Below are 22,999 nucleotides of genomic sequence, written 5' to 3'. Positions count from 1 at the left end.
TATTTTAGAAACTACTCTACAATAATAAAATGGTAAGTAAATCTATATTTATGTATGTATTTACATGTATTCGATTTACAGCTTATAAATACAACATTTATAAACCAATACGGCGTTTTACCACTTAATATTTTCTCGGTAAAATCCTTAAAATGCCGTTAAAAAGTAATTGTTAACATCCAAGATGGCTTTTGTATGCGTACATATACACAAACAATTAAAACCAAACTTAAACGATTATGAAGAAATTAGGATTGCTTTTACTAACCGGAATCTTTGTGTTCTCTTGTGTGTCTAAAAAGAAATATGTCGCACTACAAAATGAAAACGGAGAATTAAAAAGTGAACTAACAAAAACACGTGTTGAAAAAGAAGACTTAGAAAATAAGTTTGCTGTTATTCAAGCTCGTGTTGATGAGTATAACACTAAAATTAACTCGCTAAGCGATGAAAATGATGCTAAACTAGTTACTGTTGGTGACGATGTGGTTATTTCAAACGATGTTAGAGAGCAAATGAATGAAACGCTGAAACATGTTGATCAAGAAAAATTAGCAGAAGCTAAAACATTAAAAGATTCAATGAACCTTGCGGTTGCGTACAATTTACAAAAATCGGTTGATACCTCTAGCCTAGAAAATGACGAGGATATTGCCATTAATGTAGATGAAACTGTGGTGATGATTTCTATATCAGATAAAATGTTATTCAACACTGCTAGCTACCGCGTAAGCTCTAGAGCAAACGACATTTTACAAAAATTAGCTGATGTGATTAACTCTGAGCCAAGCATTGAAGTGATGGTTGAAGGTCACACCGATTCTAGAAGCATTCACAACAGTAAAGTCCAAGATAACTGGGATTTAAGTGTATTACGTGCCACATCGGTTGTACGTAAATTACAAGACGATTATAATGTAGCTCCAGAAAAGCTAATTGCTTCTGGTAGAAGTTACTTCTCTCCTGTTGCTAGTAATGATACTGCTGAAGAGCGTTCAAAAAACAGAAGAACTAACATTATAATTTTACCAAATCTAAACAAGTTCTTTGCTTTAATGCAAAGCAAGCAAGATATACAAGGATAATATGTACTTAACCTCAAGTATATTTAATTAGTCCATAGAAAAGGCTGTCTAAAAATAGACAGCCTTTCTTATTTTTAATCGTGGTATTTTATTAGTTCTCGGCTGGTTTGCCATGTACGTCTAGGAAAACATCATCAAAATTATTACGTAAATAACTACGTAGCTTTTTGCGGTAATCGTCTTCCAACCACTTCACAAAGTTATAAGTGCTTTTACTAATACATTTGGTGTATTTGTGAATACGGTGGTCTATATCGTCGCTTAATTTTTTGGCTAAATCTAAAGCATCGTAAACATCTTCACTGTTTTCTACACATATTTTAGCGTGATGCTCGATAGAACGTTCTAAGACTTTTTTAGACGACTCCCCTGCTCTTACAGCACTTATATAGGCTTCTTTAATGTCGAAATAAACTTCTTCTGAATTTCCAAACTCTTCTCGTAAATCGTCTGGCATTTCGTAGCGGAAATTTTCTTCAATTTCTTCATCATTTAGTAAACTATCTAAATAATAGTTAGGCGATTTAAAAATACGTTGCCAGTCAATATCCGATCCCCAAGGACCAAAACGATGGAAATTGTTTCCTAAATCAATAACATTAAATGAGTTTTTATTTTTTAGAATACGCGATCCACGACCAATCATTTGGTAATATAACGTTAACGATTTAGTTGCTCTATTAAGAATGATAGATTCTACAGTAGGTTCATCAAATCCTGTGGTTAAAATACTTACCGATGTTAAAATAGCATCAGGTGTTTCGTTAAACCATTTTAAAATGGCTTTACGCTCTTTTTTAGTATGTGTGTTATCTAAATGTGCCACGGGATATCCTGCGCGCCTAAAGGTGTCGTAAACATGTAACGAGGTGTTAATACCGTTATTAAAAATAAGTGTTTTTTTACCTTTAGAGCGTTCTTCGTAAGCTTGCATCAGCTTAGAAAGCATATCGGTATTGGTATATAAATCTTCTGAAGATTTTACAGTATAATCGCCATTTGCACCAACAACTAAAGAGGTTAATCCTACATTATAAGAGTAAACGTTAGCTTTTGCCAAAAATTCATTTTCAATAAGCGATTGAATGGTTTCGCCAACAATAAGCTCATCGTAATTGTCTTTCATAGGTAATTTAATGTTGGAGCTTAGCGGTGTTGCTGTTACGCCAAGAATGAAAGATTTTTCAAAAAACTTGAATAATTTGGTAAACGAGTTGTAGTGTGCTTCATCAATAATAACTAAACCAATATCCGAAATATCGAGTTTGTTATCTTGTAACCTGTTATTAAGGGTTTCTACCATGGCTACAAAACAACTGTATTGGTCTTGGTCGTCTAGGTTTGCTTTACTACTTACTACTTTATTTACAACACCAAACTCTTTAAGCATTTTAGAGGTTTGCTTACAAAGTTCTATACGGTGCGTCATAACCAATACTCTTTTTTTATGATGCTTAAGGTATTGTCTTACGATTTCGGAAAAGATAACTGTTTTTCCACCACCTGTTGGTAATTGATATAATAAATGGTAGTCTTCTGGCGCTTCTTCAAAACACTTAAATATTTTATTTATGGCGCCTTTTTGGTAGCTGTACAAGTCTTTACCAACTTGCCTATCTTCTAATTCGAATGATGTAATGTTGTTTTTGCTCATAATTTTTTGCGATGTGCAAAAATAAGGCGTTTTGTAGGTTTTTTAGGAATAAATTAGGGAAAAATATGATTGAATTTTTCAACAATGACCGTTGATAACCTTAAAACAGTATATTTTGAGGGTTATTCTTTTACTAAAATTAAAGTCGCTTTAACACCAGTAGCTAGATTCCATTGGCTGGCAGCTATAATATTACCGTGTTCGTCAAGTATTTGAAGTTCAGCTGTGTTAGGGCCATAACGACCTTGGTTTAAAGCCTGAAAGTCTATTTTATTAAAGCCTTCTTCTAGGGTAAGTTTAAAGCCATCGAAGTTACGCCTTAATACAGCCATTTTAACTTCTTTATCATTTACAAGAATTTTAACACGGTCGCCATCAGGATCAGCAAAATCACGATATATAACATTTACCTTACCTACTTTTACCCTATAATCCCCCAAGTATTGATTTGTGGTGTTACCATTATTACGACGTTCGCCTTCTTCTTGAAATGTTTTATTATGTTTTTTAACTTTATTTTGATAAAGTTCTCCAGGATTACCAAAGTCTTCTCCAAACATGGAGAACTCTTTTTGGTTTTGTGTATTTAATTGACGACTTTCTGGAAGTGTCATCCCATTAAGCTTGTTATTTTGATTATTGTTGTCTTGACTTAATGGTTGTATATCTAAAACCGAACTTTTGTTTTGCTCTTCTTCAGTTTCTACGGCAGGAATGCTAGTAGACTGGCTATTAGAATCAGTTACCTGAGCCATAAGACTTAGGTTAGTTAAAAATATAAGAATACACCACAGTTTTTTCATACAAATCGATACTATAGCAGTTTTAACAAATACTATACCAAGTGGTAAATTTATAAATAATCTTATTCTACCCTATGTAAACTTTTATTAAAATCGTTAAAAAATGTTAAAATACTATTGTGTAATGCATAGTACTGTAACAATTTTAGATTTTGGTCGTCTATTAGGTGTAAATCAATCAAAAAACACATTTATTATGAGAACTTTAAACAACAATCAGATTTCTGGAACATTAAGTAATACTAAGAGTTATACTTGGAATACGAAAAGACGTTACAGATAAGTACAGACCTTTTAAACTAATCATCAATCAAAAAAAACGAACACATCATGAAAGCTATTATTACATTAACTAGAGATTCAATAAATAAGTATAAGCCATTACCAAGGCAAAAGCTTGTAGAAAGTATAAATAGCTATCATGATGCTTTATGGACCAGACACGAACGTTACGCCCATTAATAGTTTAGAATTAGTCGAAAGCCAGTTTAATTACTGGCTTTTTTTATGTCTAAAGAATCTCGTTTTACCTGATAATTAATAGTTAATTTTTGACGCCCCCATTGTTTGGCTTTTTTAACGTCTTTGCCCATGTAGATATCAATACGTTTTCGCCATCGTCTATGCATTTTATCTTTCACAAGATATATCCCTTCCAACCCTTCTATAACAACAGGTGTGTTATAAGTTAATCCTAACTTTAAAAGGTCACGAGAAACAGCAATACATTTTAAATTAGGAGATAACGTATCGCCAAACGCTGTAATATTAGGTTGACTATTGGTTTGGTATGAAAGACTGTTATAAGCTGTTACTGTAACATCTAAACATTCCCATTTGTATTGAGATATGGACTGTTTAGGCGTCTTATTACAGCCTGTAAATACAGTAAATAATATGATAGATAAATATTTAATCACGCTTAAATATAACAAAAAGCACAATTTAATATTCTAATAAATCTATTAACGCTTGCTGAAACTTATTTTTTGGTAAATATTGATCTTCTAATTGATTAATAAACGGAATTGGTGTTTCTAAACTAGCCACACGTTTTACTGGAGCATCTAAATATTGGAAACAATGTTCCATAATTAATGCAGAAACATCTGAAGCGATACCTCCAAATAAAGAATCTTCTTGTAAGATAATAGCCTTACCAGTTTTCTTTACTGAATTAAAAATAGTCTCTGTATCTAACGGCTGAAGAGTTCTCAAATCAATAAGATCAGCACTAATATTTGAATTGTTTTCTAGGGTTTCTAGAGCCCAATGCACGCCAGCGCCATAAGAAATAATGGTGATGTCTTCACCTTCTTTTAAGATTGCCGCTTTTCCTAACGGAATGGTGTAATAGTTTGTTGGAACGTCTTGACGAATACTACGGTATAATGCTTTGTGCTCGAAAAACATTACAGGGTTAGGATCGTTAATAGCTGTAGCTAAAAGCCCTTTAGCATCATAAGGAAACGCAGGGTACACCACTTTTAATCCAGGAGTTTTTGTAAACCATGCTTCGTTAGTTTGCGAATGGAATGGTCCAGCAGCTACGCCAGCACCACAAGGCATGCGTACAACAACATCGGCGTGTTGATTCCAACGGTAATGTACTTTAGCTAAATAATTTACAATAGGGTTAAATCCAGACGTCACAAAATCGGAAAATTGCATTTCAACAATACTTTTTATTCCCGCAATAGACAACCCCATACCTACTTCAATAATAGACGATTCGCAAATAGGCGTATTACGAACACGATCTTTACCAAATTGTTCAACGAAACCTTCGGTAATTTTAAACACGCCACCATATTCGGCAATATCTTGTCCCATAATTACTAGGTTGTCGTGTTTCTCCATAGATTGTTTTAAGCCTTGAGAAATAGCATCGACAAGACGTAACTCTTCTTTGGTTTCTTCTGCTTCTACATGTTGGTAGTTAAAGGGTTTATAAACATCGGTTAATTCTTTTTCTAAATTAGGTGTTATAGCCTCTTCTGCATAAGCTTCTTCTAGTGCTTGATCTATTTCAGATTTAATACTTTTAATAAAACTGTCATTATCTTCTGCAGTGATGATGCTTTGTTCTATAAGGTAGCGTTTAAAATTATCAACAGGATCTTTTTCAGCCCAAGTTTCAAGAAGTTCGTTAGGAACATACTTGGTGCCACTCGCCTCTTCATGACCACGCATTCTAAAAGTTTTAAACTCAATAAGTACAGGTCGTGGATTGGAGCGAATGCTTTTGGCAATAGCATTAACTTTTTCATAGACCTCAAGAATATTATTCCCATCTATAATATGAGATTCTATACCATATCCTATACCTCTATCCGCTAGATTATCGCAGTTATATTGCTCAATGGTTGGCGTAGAGAGTCCATAACCATTATTTTCAATACAAAACATAACTGGCAGTTGCCATACCGAGGCGACATTTAGCGCTTCATGAAAATCGCCTTCACTAGTACCTCCTTCACCAGTAAACACAACCGTTACGTGTTGTTTGTTTTTTAGTTTTTTAGCTAAAGAAATACCATCGGCAACGCCTAATTGTGGGCCTAAATGTGAAATCATTCCTACAATATTGTACTCTTGAGTTCCAAAATGAAAAGAACGATCACGGCCATTGGTAAATCCGCTGGCTTTTCCTTGCCACTGACAAAACAAGCGTTTTAAAGGCACTTGCCTAGTAGTAAACACACCAAGATTACGGTGCATAGGAAGTATATACTCTTCATTTTTCATGGCAGTAGTAACACCTACAGAAATGGCTTCTTGGCCAATTCCAGAAAACCATTTGGAAATTTTTCCTTGTCGCAATAGAATAAGCATTTTCTCTTCTATTAGCCTAGGCTTAAGCATGCTTTTATATAGTTGCGTTAAAGTATCTTTAGTAAGTTTTGTGTTTTTATATGCAATCATATGTGTAATAGTCACCTTTTAGGTTCAAATTTTAAAAATTTCTCAAATATAGCTAAATGTTATGTAGGAAAAATGAAAAATCTTAGTCGTTATATGAAGCGGAAACTTTGCAATGTTTTCGTACATTTGTAAGACATACGATTTTAAATAGTAATACCATGAATAGTATACCAAGCGTAGATTTATCAGATTTTCTTTCTGACGATCCTAAACGAAAACAACAGTTTGTTGATAATATAGGAAAGGCTTACGAAGACATTGGCTTTGTTGCTTTAAAAGGGCATTTTTTAGATGAAACCTTAGTAGATAAACTTTATACTGAAATTAAAAACTTTTTTGAGTTACCTCTTGAAGTTAAACAAAAATACGAAGTGCCAGGCATTGGCGGACAGCGAGGCTATGTTTCTTTTGGAAAAGAAAGTGCCAAAGGAAAAAAAGAAGGCGATTTAAAAGAATTTTGGCATTTTGGACAATATGTTGATGACAATCCTAAATTAGCTGAAGAATACCCAGACAATGTAGAAGTAAAAGAACTTCCAGAGTTTAATAAAGTAGGGAAAGAAACTTACCAAATGCTAGAAAAAACAGCTAAGTATGTTTTAAGAGCATTAGCGTTACATTTAGGTTTAGAGGAAACGTATTTCGATGGCTATATTCATAATGGAAATTCTATATTACGTCCTATACATTACCCACCAATTACCCAAGAACCTAAAGATGCTGTAAGAGCTGCTGCACATGGCGATATTAATTTAATTACGTTATTAATGGGCGCTCAAGGTCGCGGCTTGCAAGTACAAAACCATAAAGGTGAATGGATAGATGCAATTGCCGAACCCGATGAATTAATGATTAATGTAGGCGATATGTTATCAAGACATACTAATAACAAATTAAAATCTACAATACATCGTGTAGTTAATCCACCAAAAGAACTTTGGGGAACCTCACGCTACTCGATTCCATTTTTCATGCATCCTATTTCTGAAATGAAATTAGATGTTTTAGACAGTTGTGTTGATGCCGAGCATCCAAAACAATACGAAGATATTACTGCAGGTGAGTTTTTACATGAACGCTTGGTAGAGTTAGGTCTTATTAAAAAGTAATTTCTTATGGATTTACAAGATCAATTAAAAAATTTATTTCCAGATCATGTGCCAGAACCTTCAGAAGAAACTAATCATTCTGAAGATGATGATTTATGGCTACAAGACGATCCTATTATTTGCAAGTACGAAAAACGAAAAGGAAAACCTATAACCATTTTAGAAGGTTATACTGGTGCCGATAGTGATTTTAAGCAATTAGCCAAAGAGCTTAAAACAACACTTGGTGTTGGCGGATCGTTTAAAAACGACACGATAATTATTCAAGGCGATTATCGCGATCAAATTATGGCTATTTTAAAAGATAAAGGGTTTTCTGTTAAACGCGTTGGAGGTTAGTATGCAAACGCTACACATAACAAATGGAGACGTTATGACAGAGCGTTTATTAGAGCTCTCTATTCCAGGTGATATTTTAACTTGGAACGAGATGTTATGTGAAGGCCAAACTATGGAACAGTTAGATTCTGAGGCTCATATAAACAAACGAAAGGTTTTTTTTAGTGAAGTATATGGTTTAGAATTTGAAGATGATAAGTTTCAAAATGATATAGATAAATTAAACCACGCAAATCAATATACAGAAGTAATATTATGGTTTGAATACGACTTATTTTGTCATATTAACTTAATGGCTGCTATTAGTCTATTAAGGCAAAAGCATGTTAACTTACCTATTTATTTGGTTTGTAGCGGTAGAATTGAAGGTGAAGATAGTTTAAAAGGATTAGGCGAACTTTCACAAAATCAGTTGTTAAGTCACTTAAAAAACAAAACTACATTAAAGAAAAGCGACTTAGAGTTAGCAGAAACACTTTGGGGTATTTATTGTGGGAAAGATCATAATTTATTTAAACCTTTTATACTCAAAAAGTCTTCTTTTCAGTATTTAAATAGTTGTTTAAAAGCCCATTTAGAACGTTTCCCTAGCTCGGTTAATGGTTTAAGTGTTTTAGAAAACAATATTTTGCAGCTCATTAAAGATCACGACATTAAATCCCGGCATCATTTGTTGGGTTATGTATTAAATTATCAAGGTTACTATGGCTATGGCGATTTACAAATAGAACGTCTTATAGAAAACCTATCTATTTTCTTTGAAGAAACCAAAGACAATATAACCCTAAACAGAAAAGGCCATGAAGCATTGTTAGGACAGCATAATTTTGCTTTAGAACTTAATAATAATATTGATTTTGGTGGTGTAAACCGATTAGAATATCAGTTTAGTAAAACTGAAAATAAACTTATAAAAACACCTATTAATGCCAATTAAAGATTCAGAATTAATTTTAAATCCAGATGGTAGTGTTTACCACCTAAATTTAAAACCAGAACATATTGCAAAGACTATTATTACTGTAGGCGATCCTGACAGGGTTGACAAGGTGACAAAGTATTTTGATACTATTGATTTTAAGGTTAGAAAAAGAGAATTTCATACACAAACAGGAACACTAAACGGAACACGTTTAAGTGTTGTATCAACAGGAATTGGTACAGACAATATAGACATCGTTTTAAACGAATTAGATGCTTTAGTTAACATCGATTTAGAACGCAGAGAAGTAAAACCTAACCATACATCGTTAAATATTATTAGAATAGGAACATCCGGATCATTACAAGAGAATATTCCTGTTGATAGTTTCTTACTTAGTGAATATGCCATAGGTTTTGATAGTTTGCTTCATTTTTATGATAGCGAACAAGTACAATACCAAAATATATCTAACGCTTTAATAGCACATACAAATTGGCATCAAAAAAAGTCACAACCTTATGTTGTAAAAGGTGACAATAGATTGTTAGAAAAGTTATCATCTAACCAAACATTTGTTGGTTGTACAGCAACCAATGTTGGATTTTATGGGCCACAAGGGCGTGTTTTACGCCTTCCATTGCAAGACGATTTATTAAATGATAAACTTGCTAGTTTTGATTATGAAGGTATAAAAATAACAAACCTAGAAATGGAAACTGCAGGTATTTACGGGTTGTCTTCATTATTAGGGCACAATGCGTTATCTGCAAATGCGATTATAGCTAATAGACCTAATGGTACATTTAGTAAATCTCCCAAAATTATTACAGAAAAATTAATACAATACGCTCTAGAAAAACTTACACAATAATTTATGAAAACAGTAAACGTTGGAGGTGTTCCAGAGCACTTTAATTTAGCCTGGTATTTAGCACTAAAAAGTGGCACATTTAAAAAAGCAGGTATAAACCTAAGATGGAAAGATTATTATGGTGGTACCGGCGATATGTGTAAATCGTTAAGAAAAGGCGATATAGATTTAGCTGTTATTCTTACTGAAGGTATAATAAAGGATATTGTTGAAGGAAACCCGAGTAGTATTGTACAAACTTTTGTGAAATCGCCATTAATCTGGGGAATACATGTAGCTAAAAATTCCGATTATCAAGAAATAAACGATTTAAAAGGTACCAAAGCTGCTATTAGTCGCTATGGTTCTGGTTCTCACTTGATGGCTTATATTAATGCTAAAAATAATAATTGGGATTTAGAAGAAGATTTACACTTTGAAGTTATAAAAAATCTTGATGGCGCCGTTAAAGGGCTGTCATCTGGTGCTGCCGATTATTTTATGTGGGAAAAATTTACAACAAAACCCATTGTAGATGATGGTATTTTTAGACGCATTGGAAATTGCCCTACCCCTTGGCCGTGTTTTGTTGTTGCTGCTAGAAACGAGTTTATAGAACAACATCCAGAAGAATTGCAATCAATCTTAAATATTGTTAATGTAGTCACCGAAGATTTTAAAGAAATCCCAAGTATCGATAATACTATAGCTAATAGGTATAACCAAAAATTAGAAGATGTTCAAGAATGGTTGTCTTTAACCGAGTGGTCTCAAGAGCTTATCGACGAGAAAACAATTATGAATGTTCAAGATCAATTAAAAAGCTTAGGTATAATAAGTAATCAATTACCATATAATAAATTGGTTAAAAAACTGTAAAAAGCGACTGTTCATCTATTATTATTATTAAAACTACATTTTTTTGTATTAAATTGTTATATTCATAATAAAGTAAGCTAAAAACTGTCAATCATTTATGTTGTTAACAATTGTATTTATTATTTCGGCTTTAATAGTTATTAATTTTTTACTTCTTATTTTTAGCTGTAATAAAACAACCAAGCGTGAAGCCAACGACATTAAATTACCTAACTTCTTAACAACAAAAAAAACAGTTTCATCACCTACCAAGAAATTGGCTGAGCACCATCTTGCTCCAACAGGGAGTTAGTTTTACTAAAATGCTTGTTATTAAACCAATATCCTCTATTAGCACTTAGTGGTGATGGATGTCCAGATGTTAAAATATGATGTTTTTTACCATCAATTAATCTAGTCTTTTTTTTAGCATAACCTCCCCACAGTAAAAAAACAACATGCTTTTTATTATCACTAATGGTTTTTATTACAGCATCTGTAAACGTTTCCCAACCTTTATTTTGATGACTTCCTGCCTGTCCTGCCCTTACAGTTAGCGTTGCGTTTAATAAAAGAACACCTTGATCTGCCCAACGTTCAAGATTACCGCTTTTAGGATAAGATACATGAATATCTTTTTCAATCTCTTTAAAAATATTTATAAGAGACGGTGGATGTGGAACATCATCTGTAACCGAAAAACACAATCCATTTGCTTGATTAGGTCCATGATAAGGATCTTGCCCTATAATAACAACCTTTACATCATTAAAACTACAATGGTTAAAAGCAGAAAAAATTAAACTTCCTGGTGGATAACAGGTGTGTTTTTGATAATCACTTTTAATAAAAGAAACAAGATTTTTAAAATACGTTTTTTCAAATTCAGCTTGTAAATAGGGTTTCCAACTGTCATTTATTTTAACATTCATGTATTTTATGTGTTTTTAAAATAGGAATACTAAAATAGTATTATCTTTATTTTTTAAGAATATTTACTAGTGAAAAAAATAAAGTTTCCCACCGCACAAACTATTTTATTAATAATTGCAGCTTTTGCAGCTTTGCTAACTTGGCTAATTCCCGCTGGAAAGTACGATACATTACAATACAATAAGAATAGCCAATCTTTTGTTATACAGCAATCAAATGCTGATGCAAAAAACCTTCCTGCCTCGAGCGAAACTCTAGAAAAGCTTAACATAAAAATACCGTTAGAAAAATTTACTAATGGCGATATTTGGAAACCTATTTCTGTACCAGGAACATATCGTGAGTTAGAGGCAACACCTCAAGGCTTAGCAGCCTTTTTAAAATCTCCTATAAAAGGTGTTATTGAAGCAGCAGATATTATTTTCCTAGTTTTAATTATTGGTGGACTTATTGGTATTATGAATACTACTGGTGCTTTTGAAGCAGGTATTTCCTGGTTAGCTAAAAAGCTTAAAGGTCATGAATATTGGTTAATTATTTTAGTAACTAGTTTAATTGCTTTAGGAGGTACAACATTTGGACTAGCTGAAGAAACAATAGCCTTCTACCCTATTTTAATCCCTATTTTTTTAGCTGCAAAATATGATGGTATGGTGCCATTAGCCGCTATTTATATAGGAACTTCGGTTGGTACAATGTGTTCTACAGTTAATCCGTTTAGTACCATTATAGCTTCAGATGCAGCTGGTATAAATTGGACAACAGGATTATATGGGCGAATTTTCATGTTGGTTTTATGTACTACTGTATGTATTATATACATTTTAAGGTATGCTAGTAAAGTAAAAGCACATCCAGAAAAATCTCTTGTCTTTGAGGAAAAAGCTATGATAGAATCTTTATTTGGTACAAATACAGAAACAACTCGAGCCTTAACACCCAGATTACGATTAATTTTACTGGTGTTTGCTTTATGTTTTATTGTTATGATTATTGGCGTATCTCAACTAGACTGGTGGTTTATAGAAATGACAACAGTGTTTTTAGTTGGCGCTATTTTAATAGGTGTTATTGGTAAAATAAAGGAAGCTCATTTTGTTGAAACCTTTGTAAATGGAGCTAGTGACTTACTTGGTGTAGCCTTAATTATTGGTATAGCAAGAGGTGTTTCGGTTATTATGGAAGACGGTATGATAAGTGATACTATATTACATAATATTACTCAAGTAACTAGCGGATTGCATAAAGGTGTTTTTGCAAACATTCTTTTATTAGCCTATAGTGGTTTGTCGTTTTTTATACCAAGTTCTTCAGGTATGGCTGTATTGACAATGCCTATTATGTCTCCTTTAGCCGACACATTTGGTTTTGGTAGAGAAGTTATTGTTAATTGCTACCAATATGGTATGGGAATTTTTTCATTCTTAAATCCTACTGGTTTGATTTTAGCATCATTAGCAATGGTGAAAATAGGGTTTAATAAATGGTTAAAGTTTGTATATCCTTTAGTTCTTATTTTAACAGTTATAACCATGATATGGTTGACAATTATGGTTTTGTAGCTACAATTTATTTTGATTAATTGTTAATTTAATAAAACGTTATCTTAGTTTTTGTTTAATGTAAAATATTAACTTTCAATATTCTAAATAACGCAAAACAACAATAGTTATTTTTTTTTTTAATTAAATAGGTTAGATTTGTTTTTGAGTAAGCTTTTAAATCTATCCTATATGGTTATAACTATTACTATTGTTTTAACAGTATTGGTAGTTATTAATTTTTTGTTGTTATTCTTTAGTTCTAACAAAACAAAGACTAATAAAAAAGTTAATAATGTACCACCTTTAATTTTAAGAGGAGATACAAAAATCTATCCTGAGGGGAGTTTTCAGTAACAGAAAGTTAAGATTCATATAAAAAAATCCTAACATATTGTTGTTGTTAACAATAACCTTCTCTAATAGATAGAACGTCTTGTTTATTTAAATATTATTTTATATCCTAGTTAGGAATGCACTCTAGGTGTGGTTAATTCATGAATAATATTTATCTAAAGCAAGCATAATTATATCTATCAATTAATGTTTGTTAATGTAAAAAAGAAGCTATTAAGTTAAATTAGACCTTAAACACTTTACATATATATTTCTTCTGATCATTTTTTATACCTTAAATCAAGGTATAAATGGGCTTTATCGTGCAATAAGCTTTAACAAAAGCAAATTATCTGTATTTTTGTAATTTTCTTTTTAAAGTAGCACATTAAAATGATTAACATTCATAAGAAAACATTACAAGATTTAGAATTCCCTACTGTACTAGAGCAAGTTGGTGAATATGCCCTTACTGCTTTAGGAAATGAAGCTATTTTACAAAGTTTGCCCTACAAAACTCAGGAAGAAGTCTTGTTTTCTTTAGCGTTAACAAACGAGTATTTAGCGTCTTTTGATAACGATAACCGTATACCAAATCATCATTTCGAGCCATTAACAAGAGAAATTAAATTACTAAAAATTGATAATACGTTTTTAGAAATACATAGTTTTCAAAAAATAGCTTCGGTATCAGAAACATGTAATACGATTGTTTTATTTCTTAAAAAATTTGAAGAATATTATTCAAATTTAAATTCTTTTGCTTCAAAAATCGAAGTAACCAAACTACTTATTAAAGAAATAAATATAATTATAGATCGTTTTGGCGATATAAAAAATGATGCATCACCTCTACTCTTCGAGCTTCGTCAAAGAATAAATAAGCTAAAAGGAACTATAAACCAAAGTTTTACAACGGCTTTAAACCATTATGCAGAGTTAGAATATTTAGATGACATTAGAGAATCTGTAGTCGAAAACAAGCGTGTACTTGCTGTTAAGTCCATGTACAGGCGAAAAATAAAAGGCGCTATTTTAGGCGGAAGTAAAACTGGTAGTATTGTTTTTATAGAACCGCAAACTACGCTGCAATTTACTAGAGAGTTAAACAATTTAGAATACGAAGAGAAAGAAGAAATTACACGTATTTTAAAAGAATTAACACAGTTTATTCGTCCTTTTACCTCGTTACTTCAAGAGTATCAAGATTTTTTAATTAAAATAGATGTTATTTCTGCAAAGGCAAAATATGCTCAATCGTTGCAGGCTGTTTTACCCAAAATTTCAACCGAACGTGATTTGTTTTTGCGGGACGCTTATCATCCGTTACTATATTTAAACAATCAAAGAAAAGGCGAAAAAACATTTCCGCAAACCATAGAACTAAAACAAGATAACCGTATAATCGTTATTTCGGGACCAAATGCTGGTGGAAAAAGTATTACCCTAAAAACTGTAGGTTTATTGCAAGTTATGTTACAAACAGGTATGCTTATTCCTGTTCACGAACGCAGTAGAATGTGTTTATTTGATAGAGTTTTAAGCGATATTGGCGATAATCAATCTATAGAAAACCATTTAAGTACTTATAGCTATCGTTTAAAGCAAATGAATTATTTTCTTAAAAAATGTAATAAGAATACGCTTTTCTTGATAGATGAATTTGGTACTGGAAGTGACCCTGAACTTGGCGGTGCATTGGCCGAAACATTTTTAGAAGTATTTTACGAACGTGAAGCCTTTGGGATTATAACAACCCACTACTCCAACTTAAAAATATTAGCCAACGAATTACCTTATATGCAAAATGCCAATATGCTTTTTGACGAACGTTCGCTCCAACCCATGTTTAAATTAGTTTTAGGGCAAGCAGGTAGTTCGTTTACTTTTGAAGTGGCTCAGAAAAATGGTATTCCATACAGTTTAATAAACAAGGCAAAAAAGAAAATAGAACGTGGTAAGGTACGTTTTGATCGTACTATTGCGAAACTTCAAAAAGAGCGTAGTAAATTAGAAAAAACCGAACGTTCCTTAAAGCAAAACGAACGTAAAAAGCAAAGTGAAGCCGATAAACTAGAAGAAGTTAATGCCAGAATTCAAAAAAAACTTGAAGATTATCAAGAACTTTACGATAGCAATCAACGTCTAATTTATTTGGGACAAAAAGTAAATGATTTAGCTGAAACCTACTTTGAAAATAAGCGTAAACGTGATTTAATGAACGAATTGTTTAAACTTGTTCAAATAGAAAACTCTAAGCGTAAACGAAAATCTAAAAAGGAAAAACGCGTTGAAAAAGCCAAAGAACAACAAGTAAAACAAGAGGCTGAAAAAAAGGTAGAAGTAATTAGAAAGAAAAAGAAAGCTGAAAAGAAAAAAGCAGCTTTAAAGCCACCAAAACCTAAACCAAAATTAAAGGTGGGCGATCGTGTACGACTTGAAGATGGACGTGCTGTTGGCAGTATAGATAAAATTGAAAAAAATAAGGCAATAGTAAATTATGGGCTGTTTACAACCAATGTTTCTTTAGATAAATTAGAATTGGTTGAAGCCGTAAAACTTAAATAAAGTGACATATAATTTACCTGAAAATAAACAACTTATTCTATTTGACGGTGTTTGCAACCTCTGTAACAGTTCTGTGCAATATGTTATAAAGCATGATAAGCATAACCGCTTTATGTTTACGGCATTGCAAAGCGAGGTTGGCCAACAGATTATTAAAGATTTTAATATAGAAACGTCTAAAATAGATTCTATACTACTCTACTCGTCCTCTAAGAATTTAACACATAAATCTACAGCAGCTTTAAAAATTGCGTCACAATTAGGGTTTCCTAGGAATTTAATGTCTATATTTTTAATTATACCTGCATTTATAAGAAATTGGGTTTACGACTACATTGCTAAAAATAGATATAAATGGTACGGTAAACGTGAGGCGTGTATGATTCCAACGCCAGAATTAAAAAACAAGTTTATATGAAAAAAGTTCCTTTTTTTGAAAAGGAACTTTTTTAAAAACTTAACAACTAACCAAAAAATTAAACTAAAATGAAATTTAGAATTTAAAATTATGGCACAAAATTCTAATTTCCTTCCTCTAATTTATAAACATTTGATTTAAAAACACTTAATTATTCGATGAAGCGTGAATTTTAATTGTTTTGTTAGTTGTTTATGCAAAAATCTTCCATGAAATACACCTTTAGGAGACACAAAAGAAATTAATAATTTATTTTTTAGGATAGTTATCATCCCAGTTTTTGGTTTCAGGGTCACTCAATTTATCTACCGATTTTGCTACTAACATAGAAACAGCAGCGTCTCCAGTAACATTAACCGTAGTTCTACACATATCTAACGGTCTATCAACGGCAAAAATTAAGGCTAAACCAGCTTCTGGAATCCCTGCTTGAGCTAAAACAATAACAAGCATAACCATTCCTGCGCCTGGAACAGCAGCACTCCCAATAGATGCTAAAGTTGCAGTAGCAATAATTCCTAATTGGACACCAAAACTTAAGTCCATACCAAAAGCTTGCGCAATAAAAACTGCAGCTACAGCTTGATATAAACTAGTACCATCCATATTAATGGTAGCGCCAATAGGTAAAACAAAACTAGCCACTTCTTCTTCTACGCCTAAATGTTCTTCAACACGTTCCATAGTTACTGGAAGTGTTGCTGCGCTACTACTTGTTGAAAACGCTAAAAGTTGTGCTGGTGAAATGCCATTTATAAAGAAAGACGGTTTTTTCTTGGTGAAAATCCAAACAATAAGGATGTAAACACAAATCATTAAGGCTAAACCTAAAACAACACATAGAGCGTACCAACCCAAGGCTTTAAATAAATCGGCGCTTGGTGATTCTACCACTAAAGCTGCTAAAAGTGCAAATACCCCATAAGGAGCTGTTAGCATAATAAGATCTATAAGTTTTAAAATGACTTCGTTAAAGCCATCAAAAAACTGTTTTACGGGTTTGGCTTGTTCTTCTGGTATTAAAATTAGTCCAATGCCAAAGAAAATAGCAAAGAAAATAACTTGAAGCATATTGCCATTATCGCTCGCAGCGTTAAAAATATTACTAGGCACCAAATCTTCAAGCGCTTTTAATGGCCCGGCATTTTTTTGATTTTCGGCGGCAGATATTTTAGAATCGGCATCGCCTTTATAGCTTTCTACTAGCTCGGTTCTGGTTTCTTGAGAAATAGACTTTCCAGGTTTTACAATGTTTACCACAGTTAATCCTATAGAAACGGCTATAATGGTTGTGAAGATATAGGTGATTATTGTACGTCCGCCCATTTTAGATAGTTTGGAAATATCTTTAAGGTCGGACACGCCTTTTATTAACGACGCTAAAATTAAAGGAACGGCAATAAGTTTTAAAAGGTTTATAAAAATGGTTCCGAAGGGTTTTATCCAATTGGTCACAAATTTGCTTCCCCACTCAAAATTTGCCATAATAAGTGCGAAAACAACACCTAAAACCATTCCGATAATAATTTGCCAATGTAATGCGAGTTTCTTCATTTTATTTTTTTTAGCCCTGATAGAGGCGATATCCTTTTATGTCATAAAAGATAAAGCCGAAAGCAGGTATTTGCTACTTATTATAAATTTTATGTTGTAAATAATAATCTGCAAGAACTAATGCTGCCATAGCCTCTACAATGGGAATGGCTCTTGGAACAACACAGGGATCGTGCCTGCCTTTTCCTTGCATTTTTACCATATTTCCTTTAGCATTTAAAGTGTTTTGTTCTTGCATTATTGTTGCTACGGGCTTAAAGGCAATGCGAAAGTAAATATCCATACCGTTGCTTATTCCGCCTTGGATGCCGCCTGATAAATTTGTTTTTGTACTGCCGTCTTTATTAAAAAGATCGTTGTGTTCGCTTCCTTTCATTTTAGTACCACAAAATCCGCTACCGTACTCAAAACCTTTTACGGCATTTATAGATAACATGGCTTTACCTAGTTCGGCATGAAGTTTATCGAAAACAGGTTCTCCAAGACCAGCAGGCACGTGTTTTAAAACACAGGTAACCGTTCCGCCTATGGTATCGCCTTCTTTTCTTATAGACTTAATTTTATCAATCATTTTAGCTGCTACATCATTGTCTGGACAGCGTACATCGTTACTTTCTGTTAGGTTAAAATCTAAATCTTGGTAGGGTTTTTCTAAATAAATATTGCCTACAGAAGAGGTGTATGCATGTATTGAAGTGGTGCTTAAAAACTGTTTGGCAATGGCTCCTGCCACTACTCTACAAGCTGTTTCTCTTGCCGAACTACGTCCACCACCACGATAATCACGATGGCCATATTTTTTATCGTAAGTATAATCGGCATGACTTGGCCTGTAAACGTCTTTTATATGTGAGTAGTCTTTAGATTTTTGATTGGTGTTTTTAATAATAAATCCAATAGAAGTTCCTGTGGTTTGACCTTCAAAAATACCTGATAAAAACTCGACGGTGTCTGGCTCTTTACGCTGAGTTACGATATTGGATTGCCCTGGCTTTCTTCTATCTAATTCATGTTGAATGGCTTTAAAATCGAGTTTTAAACCAGCTGGACAGCCATCAATTACACCGCCAATTGCAGAACCATGCGATTCGCCAAAAGTGGTGAGTTTAAATAATTTTCCGAAGGTATTTCCTGCCATTAATCGCTATATTTTTATGCTAATGTAACCCTATTCTTAAAGAAACAAAAATCGACATTACTTTTCCTTAATATATGGCTTAATATTCTGGTTACATTCTTTTAACAAATTACTCACAGTTAATTAATTAAGGCTTAAAGTAAAAGTGAATAATTAAGCTGTTCTTTGTACAAACCTTTTAGCTCTTGAAATTAAAACGTAAAGTAGAAATAGCTGTTATATCCGACGTGCATTTAGGCACCTATGGTTGCCATGCTAAACAACTCTTGACTTACTTGAATAGTATCGAGCCAAAAACCCTTATACTTAATGGCGATATTATAGATATTTGGCAATTTAAGAAGCGTTATTTTCCTAAATCGCATTTAAAGGTTATAAAAAAGATTATGGACTTTGCATCGGATGGTGTTGAAGTTATTTACATTACAGGTAACCATGATGAAATGTTAAGGCGTTTTGCTGATACGACTATTGGAAATATATCGATAGTTAATAAAAAAGTGCTTGATTTAGATGGTAAACGCGCTTGGATTTTTCATGGTGATGTTTTTGATGTCTCTATTCAGAATGCCAAATGGTTAGCTAAATTAGGTGGTTATGGTTATGATGTGCTTATTCTTTTAAATCGTTTTGTTAATTGGATTTTAGAGCGTATGGGTAAAGAAAAGTATTCGCTTTCCAAAAAAATTAAAAACAGTGTAAAACGTGCTGTAAAGTATATTAACGATTTTGAAGAAGTGGCCTCAGACTTGGCTATAGAAAACGGTTACGATTACGTAATTTGTGGTCACATCCATCAACCCAAAATGCTTATTAAAGAGAATAAGTTTGGACAAACCATGTATTTAAACTCTGGTGATTGGGTTGAAAATTTTACGGCTTTAGAATATCAATTTAAACGTTGGAAAATTTACAATTATAACAACGATAAATTATCACCATTTTTTGCAGATGAAGATTTGAAAGACATGGAAATAACTGATTTAATCGCCGCTATTACTGTGGTTGATCGTAAAAAAAAGAAATCAGATTAACGCTTGATTTAAAATGGTTACTGGGTGCAGAGCTTGTCTTGCTGTGCCATCCAATATTTGATGTCTGCAACTCGTCCCATTAGCAGAAACAATAATTTCTTTATTTGTGTTTCTTATGTTAGGAAATAACGTTTGATTGCCTATTTGCATACTTATTTCGTAATGTTCTTTTTCGTAACCAAAACTTCCAGCCATGCCACAACAACCACTAGATATTATAGTCACATTATAGTTTTTAGGTAAGTTTAAAATATGAAACGTATCGCTTGTATTACCTAATGCTTTTTGATAGCAGTGTGCATGTATTTTTATAGTTTTACTATCTTCTGAAAACTGACTAGAAACAATATTGCCTTTTTGAGCTTCTTGGTTTAAGAACTCTTCAATTAAATAGGTGTGCTTTGCAATTTTTGTGGCATTATCTTTATCATCAGCTAGTTTAGGGTATTCATCTTTAAAGCTATAAATAGCCGAAGGCTCAATACCAATTAATGGCGTTTTTTCGGTAATAAGGTTTTTGAAAATAGAGACATTTTTATTAGCAATAATTTTGGCTTGATCTAAAAAACCTTTTGATATAAAGCTACGTCCAGACTCTTCATGCTTTACCATAGTTACTTTATAATTGAGCTTTGTTAGTAGTTCTATCGCATCTAACCCTATTTGTGTATCTAAATGATTGGTGAATTCATCGACAAACAAATAAATTTCTTTTTTATACTCTTGATTTGAGATTAACTTAGTCTTGTTAGGAAACTTTTTAGTTGAAATCAAAGGAAGCGTTCTCTGTGGAGAAATTCCTATGAGGTTTTTAATAAAACTAGACGTTATTTTATTAGTAAAGATAGCATTGGTTAATTTGGGAGTGTAGCTGGCAATATTGTTAAGCTTATTATTGTAAGCAAATAATTTATCGCGTAAAGATGTCCTGTTTGCTTTTTGGTATTGATATTGAAACTCGGCTTTTAATGACGCAACATCAACACTACTTGGACATTCGCTTGCACAGGCTTTGCAACTTAAACACAAATCGAAAACCTCTTTTAACTCTTGATGATTAAATTTATTCTCTTTATCGGAATGTGTTAGGAACTCCCGTAAGGCATTGGCTCTTGCTCTAGTCGTATCTTTTTCATTTTTTGTAGCCCGGTAACTCGGGCACATGGTTCCGCCAAATTCTGGTGATTTTCTGCAATCACCAGAGCCATTGCACTTTTCGGTTTCACGTAAAATACCTTTAGATGCCGAAAAGTCTATTTTAGTTTTAATTTTTGGTTCTATTCTACCTGGAGTATATCGTAAGTTTTCGTCCATTGGAAAAGCATCGACAATTTTTCCACGATTAAAAATAGTATTAGGATCGAAAACAGATTTAATTTGTTTAATGAGCTTATAGTTTTCATCTCCAATCATCATTGGGATAAACTCTGCGCGAACAATTCCATCGCCATGTTCGCCACTCATAGAGCCTTGATATTCTTTTACCAGCTTAGCCACATCTGTGGTAATTTTTCTAAATAATGTAACATCATGGCTATCTTTTAAATTTAAAATAGGTCGTAAATGTAATTCTCCAGCACCAGCGTGAGCGTAATAAACAGCTTCTTGCCGATAATTAGTCATAATTTGTGTAAACGCTTTAATGTAGTTAGCTAAATCTGGTAAAGCAACTGCTGTATCTTCAATACAAGCTACAGATTTTTTGTCACCTATCATATTCCCCAAAAGTCCAAGCCCAGCTTTTCTAAGCGCCATCGCTTTATTTATAGCATCATTTTTTAGGACTACATTAGCATAAGATTTTTCTTGTTCTAAGCTGTTTAATAAAGTATCAATTTGTTTATTTAAATCATTTTCGGTTTCAGACTTTAATTCACACATTAAAATAGCTTTAGGGTCGCCTTGTACAAATTGTCTATTTTTTTGTTGTGTTTTGTTGTGCTTAGTTAAATCCAGAATTGTTTTATCCATCATTTCACAGGTGTGTAAATTATGTGTCATGACAGTTTCTACGGTATTTAAACAATCCTCTACAGAATTAAAATGACAAGCTACCATAGCACTTTTTCTAGGTGGAAGCTTTTGTAGCTGCAAAGTAATTTCAGTAGTAAACGCTAACGTTCCTTCGCTACCAGTCAATAGATTACACATATTAAAAGGAATAGAGCTATTCGTGAAAACCTCACTTTTTATAAGCTCATCGATAGCATAACCTGTATTTCTTCTATGAATTTCTGGTTTAGGAAAGTTGTTTCTGATTTGTTCTTGAACATGGGAGCTTTTTAGTTGGTTAAAAATTTTTCTGTAAATCTTTCCTTCGAGCGTATCTAATTCTAGTTTTACATCGAACTCTTTTTTTGATAAAGCTTCAAAGACAACGTCGCTTCCATCGCTTAAAATAGTTTTTAGTTTTAAAACAGTATCTCTAGTGACACCATATTGGATAGATGTTGTCCCAGATGAATTGTTGCCTACCATACCACCAATCATACAGCGGTTGCTGGTTGATGTATTTGGTCCAAAAAACAAACCAAAAGGTTTTAAATAGTTATTTAATTCGTCTCTAACCACACCAGGTTGTACCGTTACCGTTTTATTTACTTCATCTAAATTTAAAATCTGGTTAAAATACTTTGAGGTGTCCACAATAATACCATCACCAACACATTGTCCAGCAAGTGAGGTTCCTGCTGTTCTTGGAATTAAACTGATATTGTATTGATTAGCATATTGAATTAAACAAATGATATCTTCGCTATTCTTAGGGTAAGCCACAGCTTTAGGGAGTATTCTGTAAACCGAAGCATCAGTAGCGTAAATAGCCTTTATTAAGTCATCAAACAAAAGATTTCCTTGAAGTTGTTTCTTCAATTTAGTTAATTGTTCAATTTCTGTTTTTGTCATAATGAAATGTTAACTGGCTAAAGAT

The 22,999-nt window shown here is 32.8% G+C and carries 20 protein-coding genes; 12 read left to right on the top strand and 8 right to left on the bottom strand.

All coding sequences use genetic code 11. The features are described 5' to 3' along the window. The first annotated feature begins 239 nt into the window (after positions 1-239). Positions 240-1,085: an OmpA family protein gene (locus tag R3L15_RS06260; RefSeq protein ID WP_338733919.1), complete on the top strand. Its 846-nt coding sequence runs from the start codon at positions 240-242 to the stop codon at positions 1,083-1,085. A gap of 91 nt (positions 1,086-1,176) precedes the next feature. On the opposite strand, the gene R3L15_RS06255 is transcribed toward R3L15_RS06260, so the two are convergent. Continuing rightward, positions 1,177-2,739 carry a DEAD/DEAH box helicase family protein gene (locus R3L15_RS06255; protein ID WP_338733918.1) on the bottom strand — a complete coding sequence of 521 codons (1,563 nt, stop codon included), beginning with the start codon at positions 2,737-2,739 and terminating at the stop codon, positions 1,177-1,179. 122 nt (positions 2,740-2,861) lie between these two features. Continuing rightward, on the bottom strand, positions 2,862-3,494 hold the full coding sequence (locus R3L15_RS06250) for a hypothetical protein (protein WP_338733916.1): 633 nt from the start codon (positions 3,492-3,494) through the stop codon (positions 2,862-2,864). Between the two features lie 172 nt (positions 3,495-3,666). On the opposite strand from R3L15_RS06250, the gene R3L15_RS06245 reads away from it, so the two are divergent. Continuing rightward, the gene (locus R3L15_RS06245; protein ID WP_338733915.1) at positions 3,667-3,825 is read left to right on the top strand and encodes a hypothetical protein; all 159 of its coding nucleotides are present in this window, start codon (positions 3,667-3,669) and stop codon (positions 3,823-3,825) included. 47 nt (positions 3,826-3,872) lie between these two features. Further along, positions 3,873-4,004: a hypothetical protein gene (locus R3L15_RS06240; RefSeq protein WP_262706705.1), complete on the top strand. Its 132-nt coding sequence runs from the start codon at positions 3,873-3,875 to the stop codon at positions 4,002-4,004. Between the two features lie 26 nt (positions 4,005-4,030). Here the strand turns inward: R3L15_RS06240 and R3L15_RS06235 are convergent, their stop codons facing one another. Both R3L15_RS06235 and R3L15_RS06230 read right to left on the bottom strand, forming a co-directional pair. Further along, complete coding sequence (locus R3L15_RS06235) at positions 4,031-4,462, bottom strand: 3D domain-containing protein (protein ID WP_405023546.1); 432 nt, start codon at positions 4,460-4,462, stop codon at positions 4,031-4,033. A 25-nt stretch (positions 4,463-4,487) separates the two neighbouring features. Next, on the bottom strand, positions 4,488-6,467 hold the full coding sequence (locus R3L15_RS06230) for a dehydrogenase E1 component subunit alpha/beta (RefSeq protein WP_338733912.1): 1,980 nt from the start codon (positions 6,465-6,467) through the stop codon (positions 4,488-4,490). Positions 6,468-6,625: 158 nt separating this feature from the next. Between R3L15_RS06230 and R3L15_RS06225 the strand changes: the two genes are divergently transcribed. From R3L15_RS06225 to R3L15_RS06205, 5 genes are read left to right on the top strand one after another with little or no spacing between them, the layout of a single operon-like run. Then, entirely contained in the window at positions 6,626-7,576 is a 951-nt protein-coding gene (locus tag R3L15_RS06225; protein ID WP_338733911.1) for a 2-oxoglutarate and iron-dependent oxygenase domain-containing protein, read from the top strand. 6 nt (positions 7,577-7,582) lie between these two features. After that, positions 7,583-7,915: a translation initiation factor gene (locus R3L15_RS06220; RefSeq protein ID WP_338733910.1), complete on the top strand. Its 333-nt coding sequence runs from the start codon at positions 7,583-7,585 to the stop codon at positions 7,913-7,915. 1 nt (position 7,916) lies between these two features. After that, positions 7,917-8,852, top strand: coding sequence for a DUF1835 domain-containing protein (locus tag R3L15_RS06215; RefSeq protein WP_338733909.1), 936 nt, complete (start codon positions 7,917-7,919; stop codon positions 8,850-8,852). Beyond that, positions 8,842-9,711 (top strand): nucleoside phosphorylase, encoded by an 870-nt coding sequence (locus R3L15_RS06210; RefSeq protein ID WP_338733908.1) that lies wholly within the window; start codon positions 8,842-8,844, stop codon positions 9,709-9,711. Before R3L15_RS06215 ends, R3L15_RS06210 begins: the two co-directional genes overlap by 11 nt. 3 nt (positions 9,712-9,714) lie before the next feature. Further along, positions 9,715-10,569 carry a substrate-binding domain-containing protein gene (locus R3L15_RS06205; RefSeq protein ID WP_338733907.1) on the top strand — a complete coding sequence of 285 codons (855 nt, stop codon included), beginning with the start codon at positions 9,715-9,717 and terminating at the stop codon, positions 10,567-10,569. Between the two features lie 245 nt (positions 10,570-10,814). On the opposite strand, the gene R3L15_RS06200 is transcribed toward R3L15_RS06205, so the two are convergent. Further along, positions 10,815-11,480, bottom strand: a complete 666-nt coding sequence (locus tag R3L15_RS06200; protein WP_338733906.1) for a uracil-DNA glycosylase — start codon at positions 11,478-11,480, stop codon at positions 10,815-10,817. Between the two features lie 69 nt (positions 11,481-11,549). On the opposite strand from R3L15_RS06200, the gene R3L15_RS06195 reads away from it, so the two are divergent. The 3 genes from R3L15_RS06195 to R3L15_RS06185 all read left to right on the top strand — a co-directional run bounded on the left by R3L15_RS06195 (position 11,550) and on the right by R3L15_RS06185 (position 16,344). Next, positions 11,550-13,043, top strand: coding sequence for a YfcC family protein (locus tag R3L15_RS06195; RefSeq protein ID WP_338733905.1), 1,494 nt, complete (start codon positions 11,550-11,552; stop codon positions 13,041-13,043). 708 nt (positions 13,044-13,751) lie between these two features. Continuing rightward, positions 13,752-15,926 carry an endonuclease MutS2 gene (locus tag R3L15_RS06190; protein ID WP_338733904.1) on the top strand — a complete coding sequence of 725 codons (2,175 nt, stop codon included), beginning with the start codon at positions 13,752-13,754 and terminating at the stop codon, positions 15,924-15,926. A gap of 1 nt (position 15,927) precedes the next feature. Then, positions 15,928-16,344: a DCC1-like thiol-disulfide oxidoreductase family protein gene (locus R3L15_RS06185; RefSeq protein ID WP_338733903.1), complete on the top strand. Its 417-nt coding sequence runs from the start codon at positions 15,928-15,930 to the stop codon at positions 16,342-16,344. 249 nt (positions 16,345-16,593) lie between these two features. Here R3L15_RS06185 and R3L15_RS06180 read toward each other — a convergent pair whose 3' ends face one another. After that, positions 16,594-17,898: a dicarboxylate/amino acid:cation symporter gene (locus tag R3L15_RS06180; RefSeq protein WP_338733901.1), complete on the bottom strand. Its 1,305-nt coding sequence runs from the start codon at positions 17,896-17,898 to the stop codon at positions 16,594-16,596. Positions 17,899-17,971: 73 nt separating this feature from the next. Then, the gene (gene aroC / locus R3L15_RS06175) at positions 17,972-19,036 is read right to left on the bottom strand and encodes a chorismate synthase (protein ID WP_338733899.1); all 1,065 of its coding nucleotides are present in this window, start codon (positions 19,034-19,036) and stop codon (positions 17,972-17,974) included. Positions 19,037-19,221: 185 nt separating this feature from the next. Here aroC and R3L15_RS06170 point away from each other — a divergent pair, with 185 nt between their 5' ends. Then, complete coding sequence (locus R3L15_RS06170; protein ID WP_338733898.1) at positions 19,222-20,070, top strand: UDP-2,3-diacylglucosamine diphosphatase; 849 nt, start codon at positions 19,222-19,224, stop codon at positions 20,068-20,070. On the opposite strand, the gene R3L15_RS06165 is transcribed toward R3L15_RS06170, so the two are convergent. Beyond that, positions 20,062-22,974 carry an FAD-linked oxidase C-terminal domain-containing protein gene (locus tag R3L15_RS06165; protein WP_338733896.1) on the bottom strand — a complete coding sequence of 971 codons (2,913 nt, stop codon included), beginning with the start codon at positions 22,972-22,974 and terminating at the stop codon, positions 20,062-20,064. The genes R3L15_RS06170 and R3L15_RS06165 overlap by 9 nt on opposite strands. Between the last annotated feature and the right edge of the window lie 25 nt (positions 22,975-22,999).

This window comes from Mangrovimonas cancribranchiae, from assembly GCF_037126245.1.
Lineage (GTDB): Bacteria > Bacteroidota > Bacteroidia > Flavobacteriales > Flavobacteriaceae > Mangrovimonas > Mangrovimonas cancribranchiae.
The sequence above is the reverse complement of the archived record's forward strand: the minus strand, read 5'-3'. Positions and strand labels throughout refer to the sequence as shown.